This is a genomic window from Vibrio lamellibrachiae, from assembly GCF_050337265.1.
Taxonomy (GTDB): Bacteria; Pseudomonadota; Gammaproteobacteria; order Enterobacterales; family Vibrionaceae; genus Vibrio; species Vibrio kyushuensis.
Genome location: NZ_JAKJSU010000005.1, coordinates 169,269 through 192,395, shown reverse-complemented (window position 1 = coordinate 192,395; position 23,127 = coordinate 169,269). Strand labels below are relative to the sequence as shown.

The 23,127-nt window shown below is 42.8% G+C and carries 21 protein-coding genes; 16 read left to right on the top strand and 5 right to left on the bottom strand.

The window, feature by feature from the left end; translation table 11 throughout:
- Positions 1 to 11: 11 nt before the first annotated feature.
- From L4C54_RS06470 to L4C54_RS06435, 8 genes are all read left to right on the top strand, one after another.
- A complete protein-coding gene (locus L4C54_RS06470) occupies positions 12 to 530 on the top strand; it encodes a DUF2271 domain-containing protein (protein ID WP_428807530.1) in 519 nt (172 codons plus the stop codon).
- 143 nt (positions 531 to 673) lie between these two features.
- Complete coding sequence (locus L4C54_RS06465; protein ID WP_428807529.1) at positions 674 to 1,507, top strand: DUF4198 domain-containing protein; 834 nt, start codon at positions 674 to 676, stop codon at positions 1,505 to 1,507.
- 61 nt (positions 1,508 to 1,568) lie between these two features.
- The gene (locus tag L4C54_RS06460; RefSeq protein WP_428807528.1) at positions 1,569 to 1,949 is read left to right on the top strand and encodes a hypothetical protein; all 381 of its coding nucleotides are present in this window, start codon (positions 1,569 to 1,571) and stop codon (positions 1,947 to 1,949) included.
- Positions 1,946 to 2,626 (top strand): DUF6162 family protein, encoded by a 681-nt coding sequence (locus L4C54_RS06455; protein WP_428807527.1) that lies wholly within the window; start codon positions 1,946 to 1,948, stop codon positions 2,624 to 2,626. Before L4C54_RS06460 ends, L4C54_RS06455 begins: the two co-directional genes overlap by 4 nt.
- A 44-nt stretch (positions 2,627 to 2,670) precedes the next feature.
- A complete protein-coding gene (locus tag L4C54_RS06450) occupies positions 2,671 to 3,567 on the top strand; it encodes a metal ABC transporter solute-binding protein, Zn/Mn family (RefSeq protein WP_428807944.1) in 897 nt (298 codons plus the stop codon).
- Complete coding sequence (locus L4C54_RS06445) at positions 3,567 to 4,295, top strand: metal ABC transporter ATP-binding protein (RefSeq protein WP_428807526.1); 729 nt, start codon at positions 3,567 to 3,569, stop codon at positions 4,293 to 4,295. Before L4C54_RS06450 ends, L4C54_RS06445 begins: the two co-directional genes overlap by 1 nt.
- Positions 4,295 to 5,170, top strand: coding sequence for a metal ABC transporter permease (locus L4C54_RS06440; RefSeq protein ID WP_428807525.1), 876 nt, complete (start codon positions 4,295 to 4,297; stop codon positions 5,168 to 5,170). The genes L4C54_RS06445 and L4C54_RS06440 overlap by 1 nt, the downstream gene beginning before the upstream one ends.
- A 2-nt stretch (positions 5,171 to 5,172) precedes the next feature.
- Positions 5,173 to 6,060: an ABC transporter substrate-binding protein gene (locus L4C54_RS06435; RefSeq protein WP_428807524.1), complete on the top strand. Its 888-nt coding sequence runs from the start codon at positions 5,173 to 5,175 to the stop codon at positions 6,058 to 6,060.
- Between the two features lie 50 nt (positions 6,061 to 6,110).
- Here the strand turns inward: L4C54_RS06435 and cueR are convergent, their stop codons facing one another.
- Positions 6,111 to 6,497, bottom strand: a complete 387-nt coding sequence (cueR, locus tag L4C54_RS06430) for a Cu(I)-responsive transcriptional regulator (protein ID WP_428800014.1) — start codon at positions 6,495 to 6,497, stop codon at positions 6,111 to 6,113.
- Between the two features lie 47 nt (positions 6,498 to 6,544).
- Positions 6,545 to 7,600 carry a helix-turn-helix domain-containing protein gene (locus L4C54_RS06425; protein WP_428807523.1) on the bottom strand — a complete coding sequence of 352 codons (1,056 nt, stop codon included), beginning with the start codon at positions 7,598 to 7,600 and terminating at the stop codon, positions 6,545 to 6,547.
- Positions 7,601 to 7,715: 115 nt separating this feature from the next.
- Between L4C54_RS06425 and L4C54_RS06420 the strand changes: the two genes are divergently transcribed.
- The 4 genes from L4C54_RS06420 to L4C54_RS06405 all read left to right on the top strand — a co-directional run bounded on the left by L4C54_RS06420 (position 7,716) and on the right by L4C54_RS06405 (position 13,425).
- Positions 7,716 to 9,722 (top strand): TonB-dependent siderophore receptor, encoded by a 2,007-nt coding sequence (locus L4C54_RS06420; RefSeq protein ID WP_428807522.1) that lies wholly within the window; start codon positions 7,716 to 7,718, stop codon positions 9,720 to 9,722.
- Between the two features lie 85 nt (positions 9,723 to 9,807).
- A complete protein-coding gene (locus L4C54_RS06415; RefSeq protein WP_428807521.1) occupies positions 9,808 to 10,113 on the top strand; it encodes a DUF2218 domain-containing protein in 306 nt (101 codons plus the stop codon).
- 311 nt (positions 10,114 to 10,424) lie between these two features.
- Entirely contained in the window at positions 10,425 to 11,618 is a 1,194-nt protein-coding gene (locus L4C54_RS06410) for an acetate/propionate family kinase (RefSeq protein WP_428807520.1), read from the top strand.
- Positions 11,619 to 11,892: 274 nt separating this feature from the next.
- Entirely contained in the window at positions 11,893 to 13,425 is a 1,533-nt protein-coding gene (locus L4C54_RS06405) for a phospholipase D family protein (RefSeq protein WP_428807519.1), read from the top strand.
- A gap of 166 nt (positions 13,426 to 13,591) precedes the next feature.
- On the opposite strand, the gene L4C54_RS06400 is transcribed toward L4C54_RS06405, so the two are convergent.
- Positions 13,592 to 16,291: a DUF2339 domain-containing protein gene (locus L4C54_RS06400; protein WP_428807518.1), complete on the bottom strand. Its 2,700-nt coding sequence runs from the start codon at positions 16,289 to 16,291 to the stop codon at positions 13,592 to 13,594.
- Between the two features lie 310 nt (positions 16,292 to 16,601).
- On the opposite strand from L4C54_RS06400, the gene L4C54_RS06395 reads away from it, so the two are divergent.
- Together L4C54_RS06395 and nifW are read left to right on the top strand one after the other, a co-directional pair.
- Positions 16,602 to 18,581 carry a methyl-accepting chemotaxis protein gene (locus L4C54_RS06395; RefSeq protein ID WP_428807517.1) on the top strand — a complete coding sequence of 660 codons (1,980 nt, stop codon included), beginning with the start codon at positions 16,602 to 16,604 and terminating at the stop codon, positions 18,579 to 18,581.
- A gap of 104 nt (positions 18,582 to 18,685) precedes the next feature.
- A complete protein-coding gene (gene nifW / locus L4C54_RS06390) occupies positions 18,686 to 18,961 on the top strand; it encodes a nitrogenase-stabilizing/protective NifW family protein (protein ID WP_428807943.1) in 276 nt (91 codons plus the stop codon).
- A gap of 42 nt (positions 18,962 to 19,003) precedes the next feature.
- Here nifW and L4C54_RS06385 read toward each other — a convergent pair whose 3' ends face one another.
- Entirely contained in the window at positions 19,004 to 19,891 is an 888-nt protein-coding gene (locus L4C54_RS06385; RefSeq protein ID WP_428807516.1) for a LysR substrate-binding domain-containing protein, read from the bottom strand.
- A gap of 112 nt (positions 19,892 to 20,003) precedes the next feature.
- Here L4C54_RS06385 and L4C54_RS06380 point away from each other — a divergent pair, with 112 nt between their 5' ends.
- Positions 20,004 to 21,335 carry a 6-phospho-beta-glucosidase gene (locus L4C54_RS06380; protein WP_428807515.1) on the top strand — a complete coding sequence of 444 codons (1,332 nt, stop codon included), beginning with the start codon at positions 20,004 to 20,006 and terminating at the stop codon, positions 21,333 to 21,335.
- A gap of 94 nt (positions 21,336 to 21,429) precedes the next feature.
- On the top strand, positions 21,430 to 22,203 hold the full coding sequence (locus L4C54_RS06375) for a carbohydrate deacetylase (protein WP_428807514.1): 774 nt from the start codon (positions 21,430 to 21,432) through the stop codon (positions 22,201 to 22,203).
- A 16-nt stretch (positions 22,204 to 22,219) separates the two neighbouring features.
- Here L4C54_RS06375 and L4C54_RS06370 read toward each other — a convergent pair whose 3' ends face one another.
- On the bottom strand, positions 22,220 to 23,116 hold the full coding sequence (locus L4C54_RS06370) for a homocysteine S-methyltransferase family protein (RefSeq protein ID WP_428807942.1): 897 nt from the start codon (positions 23,114 to 23,116) through the stop codon (positions 22,220 to 22,222).
- Positions 23,117 to 23,127 lie beyond the last annotated feature (11 nt).

Here is a 23,127-nt window from a genome sequence, read left to right as displayed (position 1 = left end):
AGATACTCATAATGATTACGTACCCTTGGAGCAAAACACTGCTGGCTCTCGCCATGTGCCCAATTGCAGTATTCGCAAAGCCACTACCTGAATCAGCAAAACTCGATATCAGTTTTGAATTACCAAAAATTGAAACCTCAATGTACGCGAGACCATACGTCGCAGTGTGGCTTGAAGACAGTAAGCGAAAGCCAGTCAAAACCATGGAGTTGTGGGTAGGCAAAGACGAATGGCTCAAAGATTTACGAAGCTGGTGGAGAAAGGTAGGACGCTATGATCGAGAGTTGGTTGACGCCGTCACATCCGCAACTCGCCCAGCTGGGCAGTACCGTTTTATTTGGGATGGAACCAATGATGGTGGTGAGAAAATTGAACAAGGTACTTACACCCTTCATATAGAAGTGGTTCGTGAGCATGGAGGCCGGGATTACTTGCGTCAAAAAGTGGACTTGAATGATACCGAAGTTGTGTATCAGCTAGAGCCAACGGACGAGACGGGTCAAATTACTCTCAATTATCAAGTGAAGTAATTCTCAAGTTAAGTAATCCACTTCATACGCATCTGACTGTTTTTATGTCATGGAAACCGCCAGTTAGCGACATGAGATTTAAATAAGAATGATCTTACATTCTCAAGCAGAGAGCTTGTGAACAAACAATGGAATTGAATGAAATGAAACAGACAAAAATGAAAGCAATTGCTCTAGCGGGCGTTATGGCGTTTGGTTTAGCGGCTGCGACGACAGCACAGGCACATCCTCGTTGGGTTTTACCGTCACACTTCACGGTATCAAAAGAAGGAGGTGATTGGCTGACGTTCGATGTTACTGCGTCTCACGGCACGTTCGTATTTGATAAACCCGCTGGAAGTGATAAAGCATTCGTAATCATGCCTGATGGGCGAAACGAGCGACCTAATTTCGTTGTAAAAGGTAAACGTCGTTCAATGTTTGACTTCTACTTTGAAGAAGAAGGGACGCATAAGGTTGCGATAAACAATGAACCGACATATTACACGCAGTACAAAGCGGGTCGGCGTGACACGGTTAAATGGGTAAAAACGAACAAGGCTGAGCGCGCAGGTATTGTTCCAGAAAAAGCACGAGATATTGTCACGCAAGTTAGCTACACCCGTGCTGAAAGTTATATCACAGTCGGAAAGCCAACTGAGAAAGCACTAGAGATTGAAGGTAAGTTGCTTGAAATGAAACCTGTCACTCACCCAGCAGACATCATTGAAGGTGAGGCAGTGACATTCCAGTTCTTCTACAACGGTCAACCTCAACAAGGTGTAACGGCAGAGATTACACGTGAAGGGACTCTTTACCGCAATCAACAAGAACAGATTGATGTTGTGAGCAATGAGCAAGGTGAAGTGACGTTCACACCAGAGGTTGCAGGCCGATACTTAATGAAGGCGAATTACAAAGGCGAATTGGAGAATAACCCAATGGCTGACACAGCAAGCGTCAATGTGCATCTAACTTTTGAAGCGCTACTTCAATAAATCATTCTACCTATTTTAGGGCTCAAGCTTGAGCCCCTTGCTGTGCCACTGGAACACGTCTATGAATCATATTCGAATTAAAAAACTGCTACGAAAAAAACAGTTACTAGAAAAACAATGTCTAATAATTAAACCATCTTTAGCTGTTACGGCATTAATCACGAGCTTATTTTCTCAGCCTGTATTTGCGCACTTTCCATTGATGAGTTGCTGGCTAGAAAGCCAAAATATCATTTGCGAAGCGGGTTATTCTGATGGCAGCACTGCGGTTGATTATGCCGTTGAAATGTTCGACTACGAAGACAACTTAATAGCAAAAACGATGACGGATAAACGTTCTATCGTTGAGTTTACGCATCCTGAAACAGATTTCTATTTGGTATTTGATGCGGGGCATGAAAGCCCAGTTGAAGTGGATGTCGTCGAGATTAGCGAGAAATGATCATCCAAACGGTTAGAGCCGACACTGGTGGTCGTGAAGGGAAATGGGTCGGTGTAATTATCTTGGGCATCTTGTTGTTTGCCTCTGTGTCGATTCCTTTTCATCAAGTTGAATCAAGCGCTCAGCCGATACTCGATCATCAAGTTCATATTTCAGATATTGATCAAGAGAATTTAGCGATGATTGCTGAGCTTCGTCTCGCGCATGAGGAAATCCGAGATGTATATTTTGAGAGTAACTTATCTATCTCAAGCATAGCTGTATCAAACATAGCTGTCTCAAACACAGATATAGATGCCTCAGCGTTAGATTCTTCAGAAACTAATCAAGAAATTCTTCATAAAGTTTGGCCTTCAATTGAGCAAATGGAGAGTGACTGGATCGCACCGTTTGTAAAAGATCAAAGCTGGAAAAGAAAAGGTGAGCATGAGTGGCAGGGTTTAGGAGAAGGGCTTTACTTAGGCATTCCAAGCAACCTCGAAGCGGCAAGTCTAGTTTTACTCGACAGTACACAAGCCTCACCGCAGATTTGGCTCTCTAAGCCAGACAAGGCAAATTTAAAAGATGCATTGGTGATGGCGGACTACCAACATGAGCACTTGATCAAACGGGGCTGGAAGCAAGTCATCATGAACTCAGTCTTTATGAGCCAAGACCAAGACAAGCATCAACACTAATTCCAATAAGAGAAAACAACATGCGAGTTATTACACTTATAGCGATGCTGTTTACAGCGATTGTCTCACCATCGACGTTCGCTGAAAAAGACAAACTGAACATCGGTATTACACTTCAACCTTACTACAGTTACGTCAAAGCCGTGGTTGGGGATAAAGCCAATATTTTACCTTTGGCTGATGCGGGTTTTAACCCACATAACTATTTACCACAGCCTAATGATTTAAAACGGTTAAATCAGATGGATGTCATTGTCGTCAATGGGATCGGGCACGATGATTTTGCTTTGAAGGTTATTGCTGCGTCTCAACGAGAGGATCTTGTTGTGATCAAGGCAAATAATGAAGTTCCATTGCTACCTGCAATGGGGCAATCCGTTGGTCAAGGGGCCGTGAACCCTCATACATTTGTTGGCCTTTCTACGACCATTCAAAAGGTGTATACCATTGCCAGCGAGCTTTCAGAAATCGACCCTGAAAATGCAACGTTCTATCGAAAAAATGCACGTAAATATGCCAAAAAATTTCGCTTGATGAAGCGCGATGCGATGGCCTCTTTAGGTGAGCTGAATACATCAGGCATGAAAGTGGCAACCACGCACAATGCTTATGGCTATATTCTTCAGGAATTTGGTGTAGACGTAGCCGCAGTGATAGAGCCAGCACATGGCGTTGAACCAAGTGCCAGTCAGCTACAGGGCACGATTGAAAAAATTCGAGAGTCGGGCATTGATGTCCTGTTTTATGAACTAAATATGCCCAATCGTTTTGTTGACACCATTGAAGCTGAAACGGGCGTTCAATTGTACCGATTTTCGCACATGACGCATGGCGAGTACGAGAACGATAAAGTCGAGGTCGAAATGAAGAAAAACCTTGAGACGTTGATCGAAGCAATGAAGTTCGCGGCAGAAAATCAAATAACGCAAGGTCACGTTTAATGCTCGGTCCATCTATTTCTATTTCAAACCTGTCATTAAAATACGATGACAACATTATACTTGATGGAATTACTACCTCATTTGAAGAGGGACGGTGCCATGTCATTATGGGGCCTAATGGAGGTGGAAAAACCTCGTTATTACGTTCAGTGCTTGGTTTGACTCCATTCTCTGGTGATGTGCAGATTCAATGGCCCGCTAAAACCAGTATTGGTTATGTTCCCCAAAAGGCGACGTTTGAACCGAGTTTGCCATTGACGGTCATGGATTTTGTGTTGTTGAATCAAACCCGAATGCCTCTTTTTTGGCGAAAGCAAACGAAGCAACATCAACAAGCATTAGCGCAACTCGATCATGTTGGTATGGCGACAAGGTCTGATCGTCGAATGGGGCAGTTATCTGGCGGTGAGCAGCAGCGTGTTCTGTTTGCACAAGCACTTCTCGATAACCCTAGCTTATTGGTGTTAGACGAACCGACAACCGGTATGGATGAGCAAGGCGTACGCTATTTAGAGGCTTTGATCCGTGAATGTGTGTCAGAAGGCCGAACTATATTGGCGGTACATCATGACGTTTCTGCGGTTAGGCGATTGAATGCAACGGTACATGTGGTGAATCGCTTTCTTGTCGAAAGTGGTCATCACGAACAAGTTCTACATCCAACAAAAATTGAAAGCTTATTCCAGCACTATACGTCTTCCGTGCCTTTGAAAAAGGAGGTCGCGTAATGGATTGGTTAAGAGAATTGGCGGTATCCGGTGTTCAAGCAGGGCTGCTCAGTGAAAGTTTTTCATACGCATTTATGGTGAACGCCTTAGTTGCGGCATTGCTACTAGGCCCACTTTTAGGTGGGTTAGGGACATTAGTTATCGCAAAACGTTTGGCTTTCTTTTCTGAAGCGGTCGGACACGCTGCGTTAACCGGAATAGCAATCGGTGTGCTATTGGGTGAGCCTGCTGAGAACCCAATCATTGGTCTGTTTAGCTTCTGTATGATATTCGCGTTATTACTTCACTTTGTGCGTAATCGTACCAATGTCCCATACGACACTTTGGTGGGTGTGTTTCTGGCCTTAGCGTTGGCGGTAGGCGCTGCACTTTTGATGTATGTAGCGCGGAAGATAAATATTCACATGCTTGAAAATGTATTGTTTGGTTCAATTCTAACGGTGACGGATCAAGACCTCGCAATACTGGCACTAAGCTGCTCGTTAATTTTGGTTTTACTTATTCCTACATTCAACCGAATTTTACTGACCTGTATTAGCCCTGATATCGCAAAGGTTAGGGGATACAACACCAGCTTTTATGACTACCTGTTTGTCATGATGATCACTCTGGTCACCATTGCAGCCGTTAAAATTGTAGGCGCTGTGTTGGTAGGTGCATTACTTCTTATTCCAGGAGCAACCGCTAGGCTGTTAACGAAACGGATGGGTAGCTTTGTTCTGTTATCTGCGTTACTGGCGACGATCGCTTGCCTGGTTGGAACGGTGCTACCTATGGAGCTAGCGTTGCCAGTGCCATCTGGCGCATCAATCATTATCGTATCGGCTTCGTTTTTTCTCACCGCAACGATTTATCGAATCATTAAAAAGGCTTAGCAATGAAATCAATAACAAAGCGCCGATACCTTCGTAGTGTTGCTTTTTTACTATTAAACGCATTCAGTGTGTCAGCACTAGCCCAAGATATTTTAACAAGTACACCAGTTACTTATGCGATTGCCAGTGAGTTGACGAAAGATACTAGTATCACCACTGAGTATTTACCGCCTAAGCGTTACGGTATAGATCGGTTACCGAATTGGTTTGCGACAAAAGGAACTAAAGCCGCGACGCAAGCGGGAGAAAAGGCGACGGTTGCTATTACTATGAGTTCTGTTTGGCAAAGTGACCCAACTTACGTATTCGCAAGACAAGGCAATATCGGGCTTATCGAAATCGATGCGGCGCAGGCAATAACACCTCGCGCCCAAGGTGTTGCAGCTTTAACATTAGATAACGGTTCGCTTTCAAAGTATGTATGGCTTAATCCATCGAACCTGATTCGAATGTCTGCCATCGTGGCTGATGACTTGAAGAGAATCTGGCCTCAATATCATTCGCTAATAGACACGAACTTGCAGGCGATGATGTTGAATGTACGTACATTGATTAATACTCAGCAAGATACGATCTTCGACAACGATATAGACTCTATCGTGCTTTTGTCAGAAGCATTAGAAGACTTTGCCTCAGGAAACCAGCTGTTTGTTGTAGACCGAGTGTTTCAAGCCGAGTTGGAGTGGAGTGATGCGCAGAAACAGAACCTTAAAACTCAATTCAATGATGATGAAACACTATGGTTGGTGACCGCGCGACAACCGTCCAAAACTCTACTTGCATTGGTGCCTAAAAGTCGGATTCTGGTAGTGGATTCTGTCGATAGATGGGGCTCTAAAGGAATTCAGGCTGATAAGACGTTAGAACGTTGGGAACTAAGGCTTCAATAGGGGAGCGCTCCTCCTTAACTTAACGACGTATCAGTGAGGTTTTTTCCGGATTACTTGGTTAAATCATCAATAATAGGGCATTGGCTGTCTGCGTTACCCGGGCAGGCCGATACCCAGCTTTCCAACTGGTTTTTTATTTCAGTCAGCTCATCGATTTTCATTTGAATCTCCCCAAGTTTCTCTTTAGTTTTTGACTTCACTTCACTGCTTTTTCTATTGGGGTTTTGCGCGAGTTGGACGAGCTCTTTACATTCGATTAATGAAAAACCTGCATTTTTGGCTCGAGCAATTAAGCTCAGTTCTTGAACGTTCTTTGATGAATATTCTCGATAGCCAGATTCGCTACGAATTGGCGCGGTAATGATCCCTTTCTCTTCATACAAACGGATCGATTTACTCGATAACCCAGTCAGTTTTGAAACGGTACCTATATTCATGTTGTGCCTCAGTAATTTGAACGTTATCGCTTTAGTTATAGCAAGAGTTAAAGCTTGGCATAAGTAGTCGGCGTACAGCCAAATGTCTTCTTAAATGCATTGGTAAAATTAGCTGGGTGATGATAACCGGCTTCATAAGCCGCCTCGGTCACACTGACTAACCCCTGCTCTAAATGTTGCTTCGCGATTTCAAGCCGACGATATCGAATATAACTGTTCACTGTCAATCCAAATTGCTGTTTAAACTTTCTTTGTAAATTGGAGACGCTCATTGAAAAACGGATAGCAATCTGTTCCAACGATAACGGGTGATCAAGCTGAGATTCAATAAAGCTAATCATGTCTTCAACTTTATTATCGGTTTTAATATGGTGTTCAGTCTCGAATGACGGCGGCATTTCCTGTTGCGCTTTGAGTTGCGGCGAAAGTTGCTGGAGCAAATCGACTAGTAAAGAGTACGAGAGCGATTCAAGCTGTATTTTTTCGATAAACGTAGTTGGGGTTTCTGAGGCCAGAATTTGTTTCGTTAGTGACGCCATTTCATTAGTCACTGAGATCTTCAGGTGGCTCTTATGTTGCTGTAGAAAGGAACTGATGTCGCACTCTTTTCCAAGGTGTTCTCGGAGCCATTTTGGTTCCATCATTAAGTTGATTTTAACGACATGATTTCCTTGATTAATACTGCGTCTGAAATTTGCGGGCTTTTTCAAATTCACTAATATAGCGATACCCTTATGCTCGTTAGAGTTAGAGTTAGAGTTAGAGTTAGAGTTAGGGTTGTCGTCGGTATCAAGGTTGAAGGATAGGTTGTCGTAAGCAAATTCAAGTTGTCCCTCTAGCAAAATGGTGACAATCAAAGACTTCGGTGCAGTAGAAATGATATTGGAGTTAACAAGCTCATGGCTGTTTCCACCGTGAACAGTGAATCCATTATTAAAACTGTACGAGACAAATTTACCTTCAACGAGTGATGCACTTTTCTTATCACCTCTGCTGACAATGATTTGTTTTTCCGTGTCTTCTATTTTTTCTGTCAGTGCGATCTTTCTTTTCTTCGGTTTATCATTTCTCGTTTGTACTTCCTTGTTTTTATGAATAGTCATATGCGATTTCTCATAAGCATTGTGTGATTTTGCATAACTTATTTACCTTTCCGATTATTGAAATGAAATCTATCATACTTGCGAATTATTATCATTTGCATTTAGGAAGAGTTACATGGAAAAGTTCCAGTTTTGTCCTCAAAAAAAATCTTTAGTATCCCTAGCCATCGGTATCGCTCTGTCACACTCTGCTTTTGCAGAAGAAGTGAAAGCACTCGAAGAAGTTGTCGTATGGGGCACTAAGGTATCGAGTAGTTCTGAGTCTATTGGGGCTGATGATATGTCTCTGAAACAAGCGGATCATATGTCTGATCTGCTACGTGACGTTCCTGGTGTTGATGTTGGCGGTACACATTCTGTAAATCAACGGATTAATATTCGTGGCCTTAATGAAACGAATTTGGATATTCGATTAGATGGTGCCTCTCAGCATGCCAATATGTTCCATCACATTGGTAACTTAACGCTGAACCCCGATATTTTGAAGTCAGCGGACATTCAAGTGGGTAATAACTCTGTTACTCAAAGCGGCTTAGGTGGTGCGGTTTATTTTGAAACCAAAAACGCGACAGACTTACTTCGCTATGGTGAAACCTTTGGTGCACGTGTCTTTGGCGGATATGCTTCAAATGATAGCCAGCAAGGTTCTATGACGGTATACGGAATGTTAAGCGAGAAAGTTGATGCCATGGTGTACGGGCATTTGGTCAGCCGCGATAACTTTACTGACGGTAGTGGTACAGAAAGTTTTGGTACAGCAGGTGACGTATATAATGTCATGGCGAAGTTTGGTTTTGAGCCATCGGAAAATCATCGCTTTGAGTTTGCTTACGATCTTTACAATGATGAGGGCGATTATAACCCTCGTCCAGACATGAATGGCAGCGCCAATGAAGAGATTTCTGGTGATCTGCTATTACCCACTGTCTATGAACGAAATACAATCACACTGAGCTATAGACTCGAGACAGAGCAACACAAAGGTAAGGTCTCGCTTTATTCAACCGAAACTGAGATAGACCGTGATGAGACTCAGACAGGGTGGGCGAGACATGGAAGAGAATCGGTTAATACCGCAAACAATAACAACACGGGCTTAAATGCGACGTTTCAATCTGACTTAGTGGTCGCTCAACTTGATAACGAGCTTACCTATGGGGTGGATTACATGGATAAATCCAGTAGCAGCGCATATGGCGGTGTTGAGTTTATGGATGAGTCAGCCATTTCAACCGCTGTATTCGCTGAAAATAAAGTGTACTTAGTTGATAACTGGTCGGTTACAGCAGGTTTGCGCTACGATGATTATCAACGTAAAGCCGAAACGGGCACTCATGATTTTGATGAGATGACTTGGTCGTTAGGGACACATTGGGACATCGATCAACATTGGGCAGTATTTGCGAGTGCTCGAAGCTTATTCAAGGGGCCTGAGCTTCTTGAAACATTTGTTCGATACCAAGATGTTACTTTCTTGTCTGACGATATCAAAGCAGAAACGGGGATTAACTCTCAGGCTGGCTTTAGCTACGACAATCGAGAAGGCAAACACAGATACGGTGTTAACTTTACGGCTTTCCAAACTAACATAGATGACTATATTGTCGAAACTTGGGCGTCTGACTACAGCACACTTGTCATGGAAAATAGTGGTGATATTGAAATCCAAGGTTTCGAGTTGAGTAGTACTTATGCTTATGAGCAATTTGCAGCGAAGCTGTCTTACGCGAAATCAGACAGTGAATATAAGGACTCTGGTCTGCCTGTAGACGATGGCAACGGTCGTAGCTTAGACATCGGTGACAGCATCGCGGTAACGCTAGATTACCATTCAGATTCTCTAGAAACTCTGTTTGGTTGGACATCAATCGTTGTGCTAGAAGAAGACAATGTGTTTGAAGGTAACAATGTAAAAGAGAGCTATGATGTTCATAACCTCTATGCTCAATGGCTACCTTCTAACATCGATAATCTATCGGTTACCTTTGGCATTGATAATGTTTTCGACAAGGCTTATGTCTCTCACGCATCTCGTAGTGGTGTAGCGGGTAGAAACGCCACTCAAACAGACGATTATGAACCAGGTCGTAACTATAAGTTATCAGCCGCTTACCAGTTCTAAGTCGCTCTTAGATAGGGGCCTGCTTTTTAGCGGGCCTTTGTGTTTTTTGATACATACAGATTAACTCTATTGGTATACAACAATCATGACAATTTCAACATCATTTATCGCGCAGACGACTATTCAATCGGAGCACGCAAGTAAGTATTTAACGGTGCTGTGCCGACATTTTGCGCGTAAAGTAAAGGCCGAATGGGATGACATAACAGGAACGGTGCATTTCCCTGTGGGTGTGACCACAATGAGAGTCGATAGCAGCATAAATCAGCTAGAGGTCACCTGTACTTCGGACAGTAAAGAGCAACTTGAAGAACAGAAACTCATCATATCTCAACATCTAGATACCTATTCTAGAAGAGAGACCATTGATGTCGTTTGGCGTAGTGTATGAATTTCATTCGATTGAAATTACTTCATTCAACTTTTTTTTAGTCTAAAGGTTCTATTACAGAAGAGAGGTTAACTACGCATATTTAGTAGAGTTAACGTAATAACACTGCTAAATGTGGGGTGTTGAGTAATAATTAGTATTTATTTCGTTACTAAAATAAATGAAAAGCTTGAGCTGGATCAAACTAAATCCTGTTGTGTGACAATAAATTTTAAAAGAAAGTTGAAACATTAAAAAATTATTGAATAATAGGGGCACACAAAAATTGAAGCGCTTGCTTCATCTCTCAGCCTAAACAGGATGCATATTAAATGTCGAACTCGTTTGTTCTAGTCATCAACTCTGGAAGTTCATCTTTAAAGTTTGCTGTTATTGATGCAAATAGTGGTGATGATATCGTCACTGGTCTTGGTGAGTGTTTTGGTTTACCTGAAGCAGTTATCAGCTGGAAATACAACGGCGAAAAAACGGAAGAATCGATTACTGCACCTGATAGTCATCATCAGCATGCTATCGAACGTATTGTTGCACTAATGGATACATTGGGCTTCAATCAAGATTTAGTGGCTGTTGGACATCGTATTGTTCACGGTGGAGAGAAATTTACTTCAACAATTCGCATTGATGAAGAAGTGCTTGCTGAAATTGAGAGCTTGTCTGATCTTGCTCCGCTCCACAACCCTGCTGGTGCTATTGGTATTGAAGCGGCGATGAAGGCTTTCCCAAGCCTTCCACAATTCGCCGTCTTCGATACTGCATTTCACCAAACGATGCCGCAAAAGGCATTTACCGGTGCAATTACTAACGAGTTATACAAAGAGTACGGTATCCGTCGCTACGGATTCCACGGCACTAGCCACTACTTTGTTAGCCGTGAAGCAGCAAAAGCGCTTAATAAGCCAATTGAAGAAGCGAGCTTTATTTCAGTTCACCTAGGTAACGGTGCTTCTGTATGTGCGATTGAAAATGGTGAGTCTGTTGATACTTCAATGGGCTTCACGCCACTTGCTGGCCTAATGATGGGAACACGTTCTGGAGATTTAGACCCAGGCATCATTGAGTTCCTAATGAAAAAAGGTTGGAGCCAAGAGAAAGTCTTCGACACACTAAACAAGAAATCAGGTTTCTTAGGTGTTTCTGGCCTAACGTCTGATGCTCGTGGCATTTTGGAAGCGATGGAAAATGGACATGAAGGTGCTACGTTGGCATTTGAAGTGTTTACTTACCGTGTAGCGAAATACATCGGTTCTTACCTAATTCCTCTAAATCACTTAGATGCAATAATCTTCACGGGTGGCATTGGTGAAAACGCATTGCCAATTCGTCGCGAAATCTTGAAGAACCTGAATCTATTAGGCTTTGTTGAAGATGAAAAAGCGAATGAAGATGCACGCTTTGGCGCTTCAGGCATCATTGCTAAATCTGAATTACTAGACGCAGTGGCGATGGTAATCCCAACCAATGAAGAATTCGTGATTGCTCAACAGTCGGTTGAACTTCTGTAATAACGGATAAAATGCAAATATTATGAAGCGAGCCTTATTGGTTCGCTTTTTTTTGCTTGGTTGCCTCTTCTAGAGGAGGCGTACACAAGATGTTCTCTAGCTTCAACACATAGAGTTAAAAATTTCCTACTTTTGTAAGTCCCTGTCCAAGAAACAGCTTTGAGCGTTGATAAATTATTCCCGTTAGATAAAAAGCTATATACTTCATGCAATATCACTATTAACTAGTGATGAACCATAATCTGTTAGTCGAAGTCCAAAGGAACGGTAACAAATGTCTGTGCTCCAACGCATTAGTATAACTCTATTTTTAATGGCTACTCTCAATGGGTGCTCCTCACTTCCAGAGGAGATTGATCACCCCTATGAACCACAAGTCACCCTATCAAAAAGTACGTTGTCAGAGCTGAGTGACATGTATAGCCTTGAACACTCTTCACAAGGAAGTAGTGCCGTTTTGTTGCAAGACACGGGTTGGGACGCCTTGTCTCAAAGGCTAGCGTTAATCGAAACTGCAGAGCAGAGCATTGATATTCAATATTACATCTGGAACTCCGACGAGTCGGGGAATTATTTGGCAAGTCGCTTGATCAAAGCTGCAGATCGCGGCGTTCAAGTTCGGGTCATGCTTGATGATATCAACCTTAATGAACGCGAGGATCTTCTAACCACTCTTAATTCTCACCCTAAAATTGAGATCCGTATCTTCAATCCAACGCCAAGTCGAAATGGAGTTTCAAAATGGCTTAGCTTCCTTGGTGATTTCTCCCGTCTAAACCGTCGTATGCACAATAAATCATTTACCGTTGATGGTGCGTTGTCTGTGGTTGGGGGGCGTAATATCGGTGATGAATATTTTGACCTTTCTGATGAGATTAACTTTCGTGACCGCGATGTTTTAGTCATGGGCCCCGTGGTTGACGATATACAAATCAGTTTTGTAGAGTACTGGAATAGCCGATGGTCTTACCCTGTCGAGCTTTTGGGAGGAGAAGCCTCACCAGATTTTCCGGCTTTAGACGAAATTCTCACTCCTCAGTATAAGAATTACCTAGCTTTGCCTGAAGGGAATCAGGTAGCGAAACTGTTTTTACAAGATGCAATGAGTGATATGACGTGGGTTAAAGCTCGCTACATTTCAGATAAACCAGTACCAGTCGATTCTGATAATACTGATGAGCCTAAAGCGACAGCAATAATGTTGGCAGAACTGGCGAATCAATCTAAACAAGAAATAGCGTTGGAATCAGCCTATTTGATCTTTGATGACTTCCAACTCGAAGCGCTACAAAATTTAACGAGTAACGGGATTGAAATTAAAGCTTTAACCAACTCAATGGTCTCGAATGATCTGATTGCCAATCATTCTGGTTACGCGGGTCGACGTCAAGATATGCTTGAACATGGAATGCAGCTGTTCGAGCTAAAACCTAATTCGTTATTATGTGAGGAATCGACGAAAGACAAATCTAAGTGTGCACCAACTACGGCTTATGGTCTTCATACTAAGTCTGTTGTGTTTGACGAGCAGATAGCTGGTATTGGGTCTTTTAACTTCAACTTGCGTTCAACCTACCTTAATACCGAGTCGGTACTAGTGATTGAAGATAAACGCATTGCTGAAAAGCTTGCTGAAGATATGGAGCGCGCGATGAATGAAGATAATAGCTGGTATTTGAAGGTAAGCGAAGGTGACGTCACTTGGCATTCAGGATCGCAAGTGTGGGATAGTGAACCAAAGACGGGTCAGTGGGAAAGGTTTCAATCGTGGTTTTTACAGCTATTACCTATTGAGAAGTATTTATAACTCTATTCTTAACTCTTATTTTCTTATGGGCTGACATTCGCAGCCCTATGAAAATAGGAGGGTGCTCAGTTCTAGGTCCGTTTTCAATCGACGTATCTAGAACTTTGCAAACCGATCTGTCTTATCTTTAAATTCAATCCCTTGAATCAGTGGTTAGATCACTTCCTCATTCTATTGAATGCGTCTCCTTAAGTTTCTGAAATAACCATCCAACCCCGAGCAAACTGATTCCTAAACCAAGGAAGGATAAGGCGCGGTATAGTCCTGTTAACTGTGACATATCAATTAGAAATGCTTTACATACGACGACGGCTAAAATCCCAAAGCCAACTTTTGAAATGAGTGGCGCGGTGTAACGGCTAGCAAAGAGCAGACAACCAATAGAGATCAACAACCAAACTAGTGAATAGGCGTACATTTCTAGCTCTTGGGTCGATAGACTGAGTGAGATGACATCGTCATGAAATTGGTGGCGAATGGTGCCGTTGATAAATTGCAGCAGCCACAGTGCCGATATGCTGTACATGATAACGCGCTGTTTAGATTGGAACAGAGGCAAGCGACTCGTTACCAGTACGACTAGAGTGGGTATCAACCATAAGGGCAGCATCCAGTTTAATAGTGACCATTCCCCAATCGATAGATAGAAAACCCAGGGGTTATTGAAAGTGAGTAGGCCCAAATGGTAATAGCTTGCGCCAATAGTTAACAGTACGGCGAAGCCAAGGTAGGACATGCGAAGTGATTGAGAGTACTGACTTCGATAACAATAAACAGCTGCCATAATTAACCAGTTCATAGCCAGTAATATGGCTTCATGAAAGCTTGGTGAGATAAGGTCTGGGTAGCTGCCAACGAGCTGGTAGCTACTTTCAGTGGTTACCAACAACGCGGTCACATGCAGGATTGCTCCACTGATAATTTGGCTCAGGTTAGTATCTTGATAATAGCGACGAGCTGAAAAAAGCAGAGCGATAATCAGCGGGTAAATTATGATCGTCCAATGAAAGCCAAACAGTAATTCATCGCTGTATCCATCAAGCCATGGGAACAGCGTTAAGCGAACTAATAAGATTGATAACAGTGTTTTGACTAACCAAGGTGGAGGCGTGAGAATTAAGCGGTGACACCAATATCCTAAACCGACAACTTGCATACTCAATGCTAAGGTTAGAGTGCTCGACTCGAGTAACATAGTCAGAATTAAGCTGACATGCACGTTAACCAACAATAACCCTGACAGTTTTACCCACGCACAGTCGTGCTTTGCGGTTAGCCTCTCTGCGATAAAAGCCAGTAATGCAAGTTCAACCGCCCAAAGTGAATACATCGCTAGGTTTGCTTGTGGAGGTGAGAAGATATAACACAGCGCAAAAAGAGAGCTAGGCGCTACGACGAGCAACAGAGAAAACGCCAACCGTTCTGGATAGAGCCGTTGTGCGTATAATGCATAGCTAAACAGTGCAAGTGCGATGGCCTGACTATATAGGTGAGCACCAGTGAAAACAAAGTCTAGGTCGTTATAATCAGCTTCTGGTAATAGCATCCAAAGAGTCGCGATGGAGAAAAGCCAACCGAGAATTGGCCAAGTATCGAATGCTGAATGTCTAAGTGGCGCTGCGCATAATAACGCGAGTATTGCTACGGTGGTGAGGATAAGGCTTGGTTGGTAGCCGTAGACATAATAAAACAGCCAAATAGGCAACAGTGAAGCAAGCAGCCCTACTTGCTCTTTTCTTGGCATGAGTAAGACATTGATGGGCATTGGCCGAAAGTTAACTTGCTGTAGCTTCCAACCCAAAATATCACTCAGTACATATAGATAAAGCGATACCAGAGAAAATAGCACTATGGTCAAGGCTTCTCCTTTTCCACCCAGTACGACCATGATGAAAAACCAGCTAAAGTGAGCAACGAAGCTTAACCACCATAACCAGTTAAGCCGTATTCTGTTAGCAACAAATATGGCAGATGCACTAACTAATACGATGTAACCTGCAATCGCCAATACACTATAATCGAGGTGCCAAAATGGCAAAGGAACAGAGTAAGCGCCTAAAATGCCAATGACTGCGACAATTGGCCCATATCGCAGTGTCATTGCTGTTGCTGTTAAAGCGATAATTGCTAAGGTGATAAACGCAAAGGTAGGCGATATAAGCTGGTAGTAATGAGATGCGACGAGTGTCATTGCGTAGCAAGTGATCACCCCGCCTGACACAAGAGCGGCACTTATGTAGTCCCCCTGAATGTTAAAGCGCTCTTTTTTCTGGGTGAGATACTCAGCCGCAATAATCAAACCAATACCGGTAGTAAAGCCGAGCAAGACGCGGGCAACAGGTGACAGTAAACCTGACTCTAAGGTGTATTTTGCTAGGAATAAACCACCAAAGGCGAGTATTACTCCTCCTAGCCAGTAAAGCCCGTTATCTTTGATGTTAAAAGAGCTGATCAACCCACTGAACATTTGCCAAGTAGAGCGCAAGTTCCCAGTCGGCTTCTCGTCACTACCATCACCCAAACTGACGTGTACACCATCTTGTTGGTCAACTTGTGATATGGCATTCGCGCTAACCAATTCAGACGCCTGAAAGTTCGCTATCTTTTCGGTTTCATCTTTAACTGAGTGCCCGATATCTTCAGAAACAAGGTTTGGAGAGGACTTAGCTGAAGGGCTAAGAGCGTCAATATTTCGCTCTCTGCTAGCGGTTTCATCGTCGGATTGTTCGGATAACCGCTGTTCAAGTTGAACGATGCGTTTGGTCAGTTTGTTTACTTTATTACGCGCTTCAATTCCAAGCGCAGCTCCGTAAAGTAAAAAGCAAAAAATAGCAGCAATGACGATAAGTATTAGTGTGAAATCCATCTCAACCAAACTCAATGAAAGGTATGTATAGGGTGACTATAGCCTATTGATAATTACCGATGAAGTAGGGAATGAGACAACTGTCTAAATCACTATAGAAATAGGCAGAGGCTCTATGTTTGATGGAGCCATGTCACAAAATAATGAATAAAGTGCAATATCTCTTGAGTCAAGATAAAGAAGTATCCGTATAACCATTAAGGGTTATTGATGTTTAACCAGCTGAGTAATATTTTCGTGCCACATAAAAGTCGTCTAGACCTAAAGACTTAATTACAGCGCATCCATTGCGCGACGTCAGGAAATATTAATGAATCTATCAAATATCTCTTTCAAACATAAAATTATCGCTTTGCTCGCTTTACCTATACTTGGTTTTCTATGGCTAAGTGGGTCTGCCATTTCCAGCAGTGTCTCGATGACAAACGAGATGCAATCTTTGAATCAACTTACTCGTCTATCGGTTGTTTACAGTGAATTAGTTCATGAACTACAAAAAGAGCGCGGTATGACTGCGGGTTTTCTTGGCTCAAAAGGAAAGCAATTCTCTAATGAACTCAAGGCGCAAAGAAATGCCGCGGATAGCAAACGTGTTAAACGAAATGAATACTGGCAAGGTGCCCATATTGAACTCGCTGACATTAAACAGCTTAATCGTTCGATCAACCAAGGGTTAGACCAAATAGACGCGATACGTCGCCAGATCGATTCACAATCTATAACGTTAGCGAACGCCTTAGCGTTTTATACCCAGCTTAATAAACAGCTGTTGTCTGTATCTGGTTTAGTTGCAGAACTCAGTAGCGATCCTCTTGTGACCAAAGAAACCATTGCATATTACAATTTCTTGCAAGGTAAAGAACGCGCTGGCATAGAGCGAGCAGTGATGAACAACACGTTCGCGAAGAATGAATTTGGCGCAGGAATGCTGACGAAGTTTGTTACGCTTGTTGCAGAGCAAAATACCTACTTCAATAACTTTGAAGTACTTAGTAGCAGCCAGAATGTTCGATTCTATGAGCAGCAATTACAGGATAGTTCGGTCAAAGAAGTAGAAAACCTACGTGCTTTGGCTAAATCAAAATTGAGCGGCTTTGACGTTGATCCTGTACATTGGTTTTCTCAAGCGACAGGGCGAATTGGACAGCTTAGTAAAACTGAAAACGAGATTGCTAAATCTTTGATTCAACTAACGGACCAAAAATATCAAAGCGCGCAAACATCGATGATCATCAGTATCGTTCTTTGTACACTGGTGATTCTAGTGGCAGGGTTGGTCAGTTACTTCACCATTAAAGATCTTACCGCGCGAGTAAAAGATTTAGTTTCAGTGATGGGGACGGTCAGAGAAGAGAACGACCTGACCGTTCGTGCTACTCATATTGATAAGAGCGAATTAGGCGTCATTTCCGCATCGTTAAACGCTACGTTAGAGCAGTTTTCTGGTGTGATTGATAATCTATCAAGTTCGAGCATGACACTAGCTTCTGCAGCAGAAGAAACGTCTCAAACCTGTCAATACAACTCAGAGACGATGGTTGAACAAAAAGACCAAGTTGGCCTTATTGCCACAGCTATTGAAGAGCTATCGGCGACCGTTAGAGAAGTCGCTATAAAAACACAGCAAACTGCAGAATCAGCGAAGGTGGCGAATGAGCAGAGCCTATCTGGATTAGGAACTGTGCAGAAATCGTATCAATCGATTGATAGTTTAGCGATGGAAATCGATGGTCTTGCTGAGAAAATTACGCGCCTTCATGAAAGCAGCAATAGCATAAACAGTGTTATTGATGTGATTAAGTCGGTAGCGGAACAGACAAACTTACTGGCGCTTAATGCGGCAATAGAAGCGGCGAGAGCAGGAGAACAGGGCCGTGGCTTTGCTGTAGTAGCAGATGAAGTGAGAACACTTGCTCAGCGAACGCAGCAATCAACGAGTGAAATTGAAGGCTTTATCAGTTCTTTACAATCCGATGTTCAAGATGCATTTAATGTTATTGATAGCAGTCAGGAAAAAGCCAAAGTTGCCGTTGAAGAATCCAAAAATGTTGAGCAGACCTTAGAAGGTATTTCTGAAGCGGTGAATGAGATCTTTAGCATGGCAGATCAAATCGCCACTGCGACTGAAGAGCAATCTGTTGTCACTCAAGATATCGCAATGAATGTAACGATTGTTGATGAGAAATCGACAGAGACAACGACAGGCGCGGCTCAAATAGCGGCAACTGCGGTAGAGCAAGCACATTTAGCTACGTCTCTTAAGAACCTTTCTAGTACGTATAAGATTTAAGACGATAAGACATAACTTAAATAGAGGCCTTAGATTAGTCGTACTGCTATTCTAGGGCCTCTTTTGTTATGATGGTTTGGTTAAACGTATACCAAAGTAAATCTATGAGCCAAGCTGACATTCAAAAAACCATCGCTGAATTTACTTCCATTGAGCAAGCGCTTGAATACTTCGATATTGGGTTTGATAGCCGATTTATAGAAGAGTATCGAATCCCTCTCACAAAGCGATTTGGTGGTAATTTATTGTTGGAAAAGCCCGACGACTGGTTTTCTGCTCGTCGAGCACTTAAAAATGCGTACTGCAAAATACAACGTGGTCGATTAGATAAAGCAACCCGTTCTGCTTGCCGTGGCTGCACGTCGTGCCAAAGACGATAATTGATTGTCTGTTTCGTCCTAACAAACGGCAGTCATACTGTTTTATTCGCTTTTCCTACACTCATCAACAATCCAATTTGAAAACGCTTGGAACTTAGCTCTTGATTGCATCCCTTGCGGGCAAACTAAGTCATAGCCTTTTCCTGACTCTATAGCAGGGAATGGGGCAACCAACTCACCAGATTCAATGAGTGAATAATCAAACTCTAGCCTTCCTAGCGCTATCCCCATCGATTGGCGTGCTGCTTCTGATGAGTGTTCATGAGCAAATACGTCGCAGCGCTGTGTACAGTTAATGTTAACCTTCATTTGATCAAGCCAATATCGCCATGCAGAGTGACTGCCGTTATGGATAAAATTGACCTCTTTTAGATTAAGTACATCATCGAACAATCGATGCTTGTCTGCGTACTCAGGCGTGCAGATGGGAATACGTTTACCTTGAAATAGTGGCATTTTAAAGTGGTCAGGGTAATGACCATCGCTATAGAAAATACCAAGGTCGATCGGATCAAATTGAAAGTCCGCGATATTCTGTTTTGTTACCAACTTTATACTTAAGTTTGGATACTGACCGCGAAAATTCTTCAATCGTGGCATTAGCCAAGCGGAAGCGAAGTAGGGTGATGTTCCGATGTAGATTTCGCCACTGAGTTCGCCGTTTTGAATATCGGACAACTCAGAAAAAATCAGTTCGAAAGAGGTGTTGAGCATCGACAGCACACGAACACCTTCAGGGGTTAATTCCAGTTTTCTTGTTTTTCGGATGAAGAGGTTGAACTTAAGTTGAGTCTCAAGTTTCTTGATTCGGTGGCTGACGGCACTTTGAGTCAAAAATAGTTCATTCGCAGCGTCAGTAAAGCTCAAATATTTAGCCGCCACGCTAAAGGTGTGCAAATGGGCCAATAGTTGCTGTTTATTATCAAACATACGCTATACATGAATTCTAGTAATCTATGTGGTGATTGTAGTCGTTTGTCAACCGTTAGTGAATTCGTTTTAATGAACTCAATTAATGGGTTTCTAGCGAAAGGTAGTAGATATGACAAACAAACAGACATTAAAAGTAACGGTGATTGGCGGTGGTTCTAGTTATACACCTGAGCTGGTTGAAGGATTATTAGCTCGAAAGGATGAACTGCCTATTTCAAATCTGTGGCTTGTTGATATCGATGCGGGGATGGAAAAAGCGAAAGTCATTGCTGCACTCACAGAGCGAATGATAGCGAAAGTCGGTGCAGATATTACCGTGCATTTAACAACAGATCGTAAAACAGCGCTGAAAAATGCAGATTTTGTTTGTTCTCAGTTTAGAGCGGGACGGATTGAAGCGCGACTACGTGATGAGCGTATCGCACTCAAATATAAAATGATTGGCCAGGAGACCAATGGGTTAGGTGGTTTCTCAAATGCTTGCCGTACGATTCCTATCGCCCTTGAAATTGCAAAAGAGATGGAAGAGCTATGCCCTAAAGCGTGGTTACTGAATTTTACGAACCCATCAGGCATGGTAACTGAAGCTCTACTTAAATATTCAACCATCAAAACGGTGGGTCTGTGTAATGTACCTATTAACATGGAACGTGGCGCATCATTGATGTTAGGCGTTCCTCAAGATGAATTGACGATGCAGATAGCTGGTCTTAATCACTTAGTCTGGGCACGTAAGATCCTACATAACGGTGAAGATAAGCTTGAACAAGTGAATGAACAGCTTCTAGCGGGCAACGATAGAATGACGCCTAAGAATATTCCGCCATTTTCTTGGAATGAAGATCTACTCAAAAATATGGGCATGACGCCTTGTGCTTACCTTCGTTACTACTATCAGTCTCGAGATATCATCAACAAAGAGTTTGAAGCATCAAAGAATAAGAGTAACCGAGCTGATCTGGTTGCAAAAATTGAAGCTGATTTACTCGAACTGTATAGCGACCCAACGCTAGACACGAAACCTAAAATATTGGAAGAACGTGGTGGTGCGTATTACTCAGATGCCGCATGTGAATTGATGAGCAGCATACACAATGATAAGCGTTCTATTATGCATGTGAATACGCGCAACAATGGCGCTATTCAGGGCCTGCCTGATGATTGTGCCGTGGAAGTGAGTTCGGTAATTACTAGCTCTGAAATTCTGCCACTTAATGTCGCGCCATTTCCAACAGATACACTGAGGTTAATTCAGCTGATGAAAGAGTTCGAAACCTTAACGGTGAAAGCCGCAATAGAAGGCGACCTTAACGCTGCGCATCGAGCTCTTATTCTAAATCCAATTGTCGACAGTGGCTCGCATATTCAGGACGCGTTTGAAGAAACGGTCCGTGAAAACATTGAATATATGCCTGCTTTTGCTCACGTTCTGAAAAAGTAATAGCGAGTCATCAAATGCAGCCGTTAAAGGCTGCTCTCTTTGGTAAAGCATTCTTTGAAATTGCTTTATCAGCAGAAACTGGCGAGATGAGACAATGAAATTAATTATGAATGCTGATGACTTCGGCCTATCTGAAAGCGTAAACAACGGAATCGTAGAGTGTATTAAAGCCGGTGTTGTGAAATCAACGACTGTTATGATGAATCAAAAAGCTGTTGACCATGCGGCTAGTCTGTACAAAGAAGGGCTTATTCCTGAAGTGGGTCTGCACTTTACGGTTACAAGTGGCAAGCCCTTATCTGCTCCGTCAGAGGTCCCTAGTTTGGTAGATGAACATGGGTACTTTATTGATAAGGCGGAGCTTATTAGCAAAGCTGACGTGTGCGAGAAAGAAGTCTACAAAGAGCTCCATGCTCAATATTGTGCAGCCATAGATGTTGGGTTTGAGATAAATCATATCGATTCCCATCATTTTGCAGGTGTATTTCCACCGCTTAAGAATGCCTTTGTGAAGTTTGTTAATGACATTAACTTGCCTGTACGTCGCATAGACAACATTGTTTCAGGGCAAAGTATGTTGCGGGTAAAAACGCCAGATGTCTTTGACATGGGATTTTTTGATACAGGGGCAACAATTGAAAATCTAAAACAGATTATATCTAACTATAAAGAGAAGCACCCTGAAGGGTTGATAGAGCTAATGTGTCACCCAAGTACACAAGAGTTTGACGACTTAACAGGACTGACAGGTTATCGATCTATACGAGCAAACGAGACTGAAATCTTGACGTCTCCTGAGCTAATAGACTGGTTACAAGCTCAGGAGATCGAATGTGTGGGTTTTGATGTATTTAGTCGCGCTGTTTAGCTATGCATTACTGCTCTCAATCATTATGGTTTGATAACCTAAATTGACTCAGTGCTTGGATGTGCTCAGGGTGAATACCACAGCATCCTCCAATAATTGATGCACCTGAGTCCAGCCACTGTTTCGCATATTCGAGGTATTGTTTTGGTGAAAGGTCATCACGAATGGCCGATAAGCCGTCATTGGCAAGGTGGTCGTCTTGTATGGGTGTAAAGCCATTGGCATAAACACCAATTTGAATGTTTTTACCAAGCTCAGTGAAAATCTGTTTGCTGATTTTAACTGCGTCGTCCATGACCTCTGGGCAGGAGCAATTGAATAGAATCGCTTGTGCATTGGATTGAGCGACAGCTTGTGCAACGCGTTTAATCTCTTCTCCCGAACGAAGCTTAGAGGGTGGAGTCATATCATCTTTGAGTGTAAACGCGTAGTACACCGGTTTGTTTGAATCCGATAGCATTGCTTGGACTAGTTGAAACTCCTCAAGAGAGCTGATGGTTTCAACAATCCACAAGTCGACAAAAGGTTCTTGTGCATTGATGAGGGCGTCAAGAATAGGCCTTGCTTGTTCAGCGTTAAACAGGTCAGGGCGGTACGAGCCTAATGCAGGTGGTAGTGCACCAGCGACAAGCGTGTTTGGGTGTTCATCAGCTGCATTACGAGCAATTTGAGCCGCTGTTGTGGCTAAACCCTGTCCTTGCTCTTCAAACAACTCCGTTCCTAGGTGAAACGGTACGCACGCATAACTGTTGACGGTAATAACATCACAGTCAGCTTCAATAAAATTGCGATGTGCTTGCAGTACATGCTGTGGAGATTCTATTAGAGATTGCGCACTCCATAACGGCTGAGAAAACGGCGCACCCATACGCTGTAGCTCTCGCCCCATACCGCCATCAAAAAGTGTAAACATCATCCAACTTC

What these genes read in the sequence shown, in the direction of transcription:
- L4C54_RS06470 (WP_428807530.1), top strand. Translation starts at nt 12, where the DNA reads ATGATTACGTACCCTTGGAGCAAAACACTGCTGGCTCTCGCCATGTGC.
- L4C54_RS06465 (WP_428807529.1), top strand. Translation starts at nt 674, where the DNA reads ATGAAACAGACAAAAATGAAAGCAATTGCTCTAGCGGGCGTTATGGCG.
- L4C54_RS06460 (WP_428807528.1), top strand. Translation starts at nt 1,569, where the DNA reads ATGAATCATATTCGAATTAAAAAACTGCTACGAAAAAAACAGTTACTA.
- L4C54_RS06455 (WP_428807527.1), top strand. Translation starts at nt 1,946, where the DNA reads ATGATCATCCAAACGGTTAGAGCCGACACTGGTGGTCGTGAAGGGAAA.
- L4C54_RS06450 (WP_428807944.1), top strand. Translation starts at nt 2,671, where the DNA reads ATGCTGTTTACAGCGATTGTCTCACCATCGACGTTCGCTGAAAAAGAC.
- L4C54_RS06445 (WP_428807526.1), top strand. Translation starts at nt 3,567, where the DNA reads ATGCTCGGTCCATCTATTTCTATTTCAAACCTGTCATTAAAATACGAT.
- L4C54_RS06440 (WP_428807525.1), top strand. Translation starts at nt 4,295, where the DNA reads ATGGATTGGTTAAGAGAATTGGCGGTATCCGGTGTTCAAGCAGGGCTG.
- L4C54_RS06435 (WP_428807524.1), top strand. Translation starts at nt 5,173, where the DNA reads ATGAAATCAATAACAAAGCGCCGATACCTTCGTAGTGTTGCTTTTTTA.
- cueR (WP_428800014.1), bottom strand. Translation starts at nt 6,497, where the DNA reads ATGAATATAGGTACCGTTTCAAAACTGACTGGGTTATCGAGTAAATCG.
- L4C54_RS06425 (WP_428807523.1), bottom strand. Translation starts at nt 7,600, where the DNA reads ATGACTATTCATAAAAACAAGGAAGTACAAACGAGAAATGATAAACCG.
- L4C54_RS06420 (WP_428807522.1), top strand. Translation starts at nt 7,716, where the DNA reads ATGGAAAAGTTCCAGTTTTGTCCTCAAAAAAAATCTTTAGTATCCCTA.
- L4C54_RS06415 (WP_428807521.1), top strand. Translation starts at nt 9,808, where the DNA reads ATGACAATTTCAACATCATTTATCGCGCAGACGACTATTCAATCGGAG.
- L4C54_RS06410 (WP_428807520.1), top strand. Translation starts at nt 10,425, where the DNA reads ATGTCGAACTCGTTTGTTCTAGTCATCAACTCTGGAAGTTCATCTTTA.
- L4C54_RS06405 (WP_428807519.1), top strand. Translation starts at nt 11,893, where the DNA reads ATGTCTGTGCTCCAACGCATTAGTATAACTCTATTTTTAATGGCTACT.
- L4C54_RS06400 (WP_428807518.1), bottom strand. Translation starts at nt 16,291, where the DNA reads ATGGATTTCACACTAATACTTATCGTCATTGCTGCTATTTTTTGCTTT.
- L4C54_RS06395 (WP_428807517.1), top strand. Translation starts at nt 16,602, where the DNA reads ATGAATCTATCAAATATCTCTTTCAAACATAAAATTATCGCTTTGCTC.
- nifW (WP_428807943.1), top strand. Translation starts at nt 18,686, where the DNA reads ATGAGCCAAGCTGACATTCAAAAAACCATCGCTGAATTTACTTCCATT.
- L4C54_RS06385 (WP_428807516.1), bottom strand. Translation starts at nt 19,891, where the DNA reads ATGTTTGATAATAAACAGCAACTATTGGCCCATTTGCACACCTTTAGC.
- L4C54_RS06380 (WP_428807515.1), top strand. Translation starts at nt 20,004, where the DNA reads ATGACAAACAAACAGACATTAAAAGTAACGGTGATTGGCGGTGGTTCT.
- L4C54_RS06375 (WP_428807514.1), top strand. Translation starts at nt 21,430, where the DNA reads ATGAAATTAATTATGAATGCTGATGACTTCGGCCTATCTGAAAGCGTA.
- L4C54_RS06370 (WP_428807942.1), bottom strand. Translation starts at nt 23,116, where the DNA reads ATGTTTACACTTTTTGATGGCGGTATGGGGCGAGAGCTACAGCGTATG.